General features: G+C 70.9%; 7 protein-coding genes. All 7 read left to right on the top strand.

The window, feature by feature from the left end:
• Positions 1–51: 51 nt before the first annotated feature.
• A protein-coding gene (locus VFZ70_06395; GenBank protein HEX6255424.1) for an IS3 family transposase occupies positions 52–1,316 on the top strand; the annotation gives its coding sequence in 2 pieces (ribosomal slippage) (positions 52–385 and positions 385–1,316; 1,266 coding nt in all).
• Between the two features lie 668 nt (positions 1,317–1,984).
• On the top strand, positions 1,985–2,125 hold the full coding sequence (locus VFZ70_06390; GenBank protein ID HEX6255423.1) for a hypothetical protein: 141 nt from the start codon (positions 1,985–1,987) through the stop codon (positions 2,123–2,125).
• Positions 2,126–2,229: 104 nt separating this feature from the next.
• The gene (locus VFZ70_06385) at positions 2,230–2,625 is read left to right on the top strand and encodes a hypothetical protein (GenBank protein HEX6255422.1); all 396 of its coding nucleotides are present in this window, start codon (positions 2,230–2,232) and stop codon (positions 2,623–2,625) included.
• A gap of 39 nt (positions 2,626–2,664) precedes the next feature.
• Positions 2,665–3,687, top strand: coding sequence for an ABC transporter substrate-binding protein (locus VFZ70_06380; GenBank protein ID HEX6255421.1), 1,023 nt, complete (start codon positions 2,665–2,667; stop codon positions 3,685–3,687).
• Positions 3,688–3,694: 7 nt separating this feature from the next.
• Positions 3,695–5,125 carry a SagB/ThcOx family dehydrogenase gene (locus VFZ70_06375; protein ID HEX6255420.1) on the top strand — a complete coding sequence of 477 codons (1,431 nt, stop codon included), beginning with the start codon at positions 3,695–3,697 and terminating at the stop codon, positions 5,123–5,125.
• A gap of 266 nt (positions 5,126–5,391) precedes the next feature.
• Positions 5,392–5,856, top strand: coding sequence for an FAD-dependent oxidoreductase (locus VFZ70_06370; GenBank protein HEX6255419.1), 465 nt, complete (start codon positions 5,392–5,394; stop codon positions 5,854–5,856).
• A partial coding sequence (locus VFZ70_06365; protein HEX6255418.1) for a hypothetical protein occupies positions 5,856–6,073 on the top strand: 218 nt, incomplete at its 3' end. The genes VFZ70_06370 and VFZ70_06365, both read left to right, overlap by 1 nt.

Below are 6,073 nucleotides of genomic sequence, written 5' to 3'. Positions count from 1 at the left end.
CTGAATCGCTCTGGGTTTCGTAGAGGCTCTCGAGCTTGGAGACTGAGAGCCATGGCAACACAGCGCAGGCAGACGCACGAGAAGCCGACGACGCGTCGGTACACACCTGAGGAGAAGGCGCAGGCGGTCCGGCTGGTCCGTCAGCTGCGCGCCGAGCTGGGCACGTCCCAGGGGACCGTCAAGCGGGTCGCCGAGCAGCTGGGCTACGGCGTGGAGTCGGTCCGCACGTGGGTCCGACAGGCCGACATCGACGCCGGCCACGGGCCGGGCACCACGACGGCGGACGCCGCGCGCATCAAGCAGCTCGAGCAGGAGAACCGCGAACTGCGGCGCGCGAACGCGATCTTGAAGTCGGCCGCGAGTTTCTTCGCGCGGGAGCTCGACCCGCCACCGAGCAGGTAGTCGCGTTCATCGACAGCCACCGCGACAACACGACCGCGGGGCTGGTGTGGGGCGTCGAGCCAATCTGCGAGACGCTGCAGGTTGCGCCCTCCACCTACTACGCGGCCAGGTCGCGGCCGCCGTCGCCCCGCGCGCTGCGTGACGCGGTGCTGATGCCGATCCTGCTGGCGTTGTGGCAGGCCAACTACCGGGTGTACGGCGCCCACAAGTTGTGGAAGGCCGCCCGCCGGGCGGGGCATGACATCGGTCGGGATCAGACCGCCCGGCTGATGCGGCTGATGGCCATCCGTGGGGTGTCGCGGCGGCGGCGGGTGACCACCACCCGCCGCGACGAGCAGGCGGATCGCCATCCCGACCGGGTGGACCGCGAGTTCACCGCGGACCGGCCCAACGCGCTGTGGACCACGGATCTGACGTTCGTGCCCACCTGGGCCGGGGTGGCGTACGTGTGTTTCATCGTCGACGCGTTCAGCCGCCGCATCGTCGGCTGGCGCGTCGCCGGGCACATGCGCACCGCGATGGTCCTCGACGCGCTCGAGATGGCCCGCCGATCACGCGGCACGCAACTCGAGGGGCTGGTGTGCCACTCGGATGCCGGGTCGCAGTTCACCAGCGTGCGCTACGGCGAGCGGCTCGCTGAGCTCGGCGCGGTCCCCTCGATCGGATCCGTCGGCGATTCGTACGACAATGCGCTGGCCGAGACCGTCAACGGCCTGTACAAGGCCGAGCTCATCTACGGGCCCGAGCAGGGCCCCTGGCGCACCATCGAGGCAGTCGAACTGGCCACCCTGTCATGGGTGGCCTGGTACAACGAGCAGCGGCTACACAGCTACCTCGGAGACCTGCCCCCGGCAGAGTTCGAAGACGCCTATCATGCACCCAGCACCCCCAAGGTGTTGGTTGGAAACCAATAACCCGAGCCTCCAACAAACCCAGGGCGGTCCACGGCTCTGCCACCATGTCGTCATGGCTGCGGCCTTGCCTGATCGACGCGCCGACGGTGGAACCCACGGCAGCGCGACCGAACCATGAGAAGCTCACGCGGGAGGTCTGTATCAGCCGCCCGACCGTTGAGCGCGCCCGCACGACCTGCAACCGGCGGATCAAACTCGGTCGTGGTAGATGCCACCCGCCAAACGGTCGTTGACAAAGGCGCCAGTCAGATCGGACCGCAGTACCGGACGCTGCTCAGATTCCCAACAGCGGTGACATGTTGGAAATCTGTTGGTGGGCCTTACCTCCCACAATGCGAACCGCGTCGAGCTCATCGCAACGCCCGCCGTGCGGCTGACACGGTAAGGGATTGTCACGCATGGTCAACATCGGTTCGCACAGTGTCACATCACGTGGCTATGCGGCGGTGGTGAACGGACTGGCACGCGATCGATTGGCGTGCGGTCGAAGATGAGGTACGACGGCGGCGGCGGCGGATCTTCACGGCATCGCAGGCAGGGGACCTCAAGCGGCTCCGCAATCTGCAAGAGCTGCTGCTGCTGCGGTCCCGCGCGAGCGTGCTGTTGAGCAGCGGGGCGAGCCACCATCCTCCTGATCCCCGCCGCTTGCGTGACCGAGCCGATCTACCTTGAGCAAGGTCCCAAGCGTGTTCGCGTGCTCGCTGACGTGGCCCGGTTGGTGCCGCGTGGCGCGCGACGAGGACGCGGCCATCGCCGCGCTCGCCGACTACGCTCGCCGCTATGCGGCCGTGGCCACCGAGGCGGTCTGAGCTTTCCACCGGCGAAGGCCGAAAGCCACCAGATCGCTGGTTCAGCATCGCCGAGCGCGCTCCCGGCTCGGCCGTCACCGACTTCGGAGCCCCAGACGTGTCGCGTGCCTGCCGCCGACGCCGAGCCACTCGATGCCGAAACCGCGGCACGGCTCGCCGATCTGGTCGCCGCAGCCTGGCGCATGTTTGACCGCGTGGCCGCCAACGCGCCCGCCAAGCTGCGCAAGGGGCCAGGTGGTGGCGGGCGGGACCGCGACCAGATCGCCGAGCACGTCGCCGAATCCGAACCTCCTACGCTCGCAAGCTCGGCGTCCGCGACACCCCGAAGCAGTTCGCTGCGCCCGGCGGGCAGTAGGCCATGCGCAACGACCTGCTCGCCGTCCTGCGCACGCAAGGGCGACCCCCTGGTCGACAAGGGCTGGCCGCCGCGCTATGCGGCGCGCCGGATCGCCTGGCATGTGTTTGACCACGCCTGGGAAATCGAGGACAAGAGCACCTGACGAGAGCGAGTGAACGCCGACGTCGTGCGAGCAGTTGTGGTGACCCAGCTCAGCGGGCCGCTGGCGCGTTACGGTCGGGCAGGAGCGGCCGCGCTGCGCCTGTGGGCGCGGCGCGAGCACGCTGGGCTGGAGGTGCACGACGCCGGTCGGCATGTGTCTGAGGCGATGCGGGCAGCGACTGCCACGCGTCCGGATCTGGTGTTCGGTCCCTACGGCAGCGGGCCGGCCGTGGCCGCTGCCCGCGCGACACTGCGGCTGGTCTGGAATCACGGCGGCGCCACCACCCGGCTGGCACATCATCACGTGGTCAACGTTCCGGCACCTGCGGCGACCTACTTCCACGGCGCGCTTGAGGCGGTGCACGCCGCCGATCCTGACGCTCGAGGGGTCGCGCTGCTGCACGCCGACACCGGGTTCGGGCGGGAGGTCGCGGCGGGCGCAAGGCAGGCGGCGGCCAGGCTCGGCGTCGCCAGCACGGTTGTTGAGTCGCCCCGCGGTGGTGTGGCTGACGTGCTGCCACAGCTGCCGGCCGCCGAGGTGGTCGGGGTCGCCGCCGGGTTCCAGGACGAGGTCGCGGCGGCCCGGGCACTGGTGAACGACCGCAGCCGGCGGGCGGTCGTGCTCGTGGCCGCCGGCGTCGAGGAGGTCCTCGCGGCGCTCGGTGACGCACGCGACGGGCTGCTGGGTCCGGCCCAGTGGATGCCCTCGGCTGCGCCCGAGCCCGACGAGGGTCCCGATGCGGATTGGTTCGTCGATGCCTACCGCCGGGAGACGGGCACCGAGCCGCCGTACCCCGCCGCGCAAGCCTTCGCCGCCGGGGTAATCGCGAGTGCCTGCCTGGCCAACGCCGGCACCGCGGATGATCAGGCTTTGTACGCCTCGGCGTCGCGGTTGCGATGCACGACCCTGTTTGGCCCCTTCCGCCTGGATCCCGACACCGGCCTGCAGGCCGGTCATGAGGTCCTCACCGTGCAGTGGCAGGAGGGAGTCCGCAGGATCGTGTGGCCTCCGCACCGAGCCGAGCGCGAGCTGCGCTATCCGCGCGTCGGTCAGCGAGGATGAATCGGTGATGGGCGAGACCGCACGCGACTTCCACCGCCTCACCAACCACGACCCGGCGTGGCGGCGGCCACGTGATCCCCGGCTGGTACACGGCTTCCGGCCAATGCGGCCCGACCGCCAACCTCCGCAGTTCAAGACCTTCCCAGGCTGCGGGGCCACCCCGTTGCCCCGCGACCTCAGGCTTGGCGCCACGCCTGACGTCGGCATGGTTGGCAGCCTGCTGTTCCTCAGCGCCGGGGTTACCAGGGTCAAGGAGACCCTTGGAGGGCTGGTCTCCTTCCGCGCGGCCGCGTCGGCCGGCAACCTCGCGCCCGTGGAGCTGTACCTGGTCACCGGCGATATCGACGGGCTCGATCCGGGCATCTACCACTACCAGCCGCGCGAGCATGGCCTTGTGCGGCTTACCCGCGCGCCGTCCGATGCCCCAACCGCGCTGGTCTTGACCGGCGTGCCGTGGCGCACGGCGTGGAAGTACCGCGAGCGAGGTTTGCGGCATTGCTACTGGGACGCCGGCACCATGCTCGCAAACACCCTGACCGCCAGCGAGGCAGCCGGCTGTGACGCGCGCGTCGAGCTTGCGTTCGCAGACGCGGAGCTGGCCGCGGTCGTCGGCGCCGACGGCACCCACGAATTCCCGCTCGCCCTCCTCCGTCTCGGCGCGGCAACCACGCCGCTGCCTGAGCCGGCCGATGCACCCTTCGGCCAGCTCGCCGAAGACTCCCCGGAGTTCCCGCTCATCACCGAGACCCAGCAAGCCGGTGACCTGCACGAGGCCGACGTCGCGGCCTGGGCGCGGTCGTCCGCCGAGCTCCCCACCGCGCCGGCGCCCGCGGCCGGGGAGTGGACCCCGCATGGGCCCATCCCTGAGCTGATCCGCCGGCGCGGCGCGACGCGGCGCTTCGACCCAGCGCTGCTTGCCCCTCTCGGCCTGCTCACCGACGCGCTGGGGTGGGCAGCACGACCGGTCCCCGCCGACTTCCTGCCGGCTGGAGGCACACTGCTTGAGCACAACATCGCCATCCATGCGGTCGACGGCATCGCCCCGGGCCTGTACCGCTGGGGCACCGACGGACTCAACGCGATCCGGGAGGGCGACGTCCGAGACCTGGCGCGTGCGCTGTGCCTGGCCCAAGACCTCGGCGGCGACAGCTCATACACCGCGTTCCACTGCGCGGATGCCGACCGCATCACCGCGGCGCTGGGAAGCCGCGGCTACCGCGCCGCGCAGCTAGAAGCCGGCATCGTTGCTGGCCGGCTCCAGCTCGCCGCCTTCGACCACCGCTTCGGAGCCACCGGCCTGACGTTCTTCGACGACGAGGTACGTCGCGCGTTTAAGACCGAGGCCTGGCCGATGCTCGTCACCGCGGTCGGGGCTGCCGCATACCGCTCCAAGCCCGGCGGCCTGCCCGGCCAGCCGGCTCGCCTCTCCCCCACCTAGTCAGACGGCCTATCGGGTGCGAACACGCGTTGGTCACCGGCTCAAGGTCCGAGGAGAGCGCTGCAGGGACCACCGCCATGCTGTCCTCACGCCGGTATGCCTGTTCGCCAGTGGTGACGACGATCGCGTCGAGCAGGTCCTCTCCGATCTGCCGCTGGGGCCACTTGAGATGCTCCAGGTTGCGCCGGGCAGGTGAGCTCCTCGGGCACCGCCGGGTATCTGGCTGCGCGCGCCATCTGGAACGCCAGGTCGACCGCTACCCGGCGGTGATCGCACGCTGCCGGGACACGTCCGACGTCGCCGCCGCCCTGCGCTATGCGCGCTCGGCCGGCATGGCCGTCGCGGTGCGTGGCGGCGGGCACAACGTGGCCGGCCACGCGCTGTGCGACGGCGAGTTGGTGATCGACGTGTCGGGCATGCGCGACGTCACGGTCCACCCGGACAGCGGCCGCGCCACGGTGCAGGGCGGCGCCCGGCTGGGCGACGTCGACCGCGTGGCGGTACCGGCCGGTCGGCTGCTGCCGTCCGGCATCGTCACCGACACCGGCGTCGGCGGGTTGACGCTGGGCGGCGGCATCGGCTGGGCGATGCGCCGGCGCGGCCTGACCTGCGACCACGTCGAGGCCGTCGACCTGGTCACCGCCGACGGCGACCTGCTGACGGCCGACGACCGGTCCCACCCTGAGCTGCTGTGGGGCCTGCGCGGCGGTGGCGGCAACTTCGGCGTGTGATGCGGTTCCGATTCCGGACACACCCGTTCGCGCGCACCGCAGTCGCCGGGTTCGTCGTGTACCGCCTCGACGACACCGGCGTGCTGCGCGGCCTCGCCGCGTACGCCGCCGACGCCGTGCGGGACGTCCCGACGACCACCTTTCCTGCGGCTGGCCCCGGCCCTGCCGTGGATGCCTGCCGAGGTCGTCGGCACCCCGGTAATCATGGTCGGCGTCG

The organism is Euzebyales bacterium, assembly GCA_036374135.1.
In the GTDB taxonomy this organism is placed as follows: Bacteria; Actinomycetota; Nitriliruptoria; order Euzebyales; family JAHELV01; genus JAHELV01.
This window is presented reverse-complemented; position numbering and strand designations above follow the sequence as displayed.

Coding starts and splice junctions, on each gene's coding strand:
- VFZ70_06375 (HEX6255420.1), top strand. CDS start 3,695: ATGGGCGAGACCGCACGCGACTTCCACCGCCTCACCAACCACGACCCG.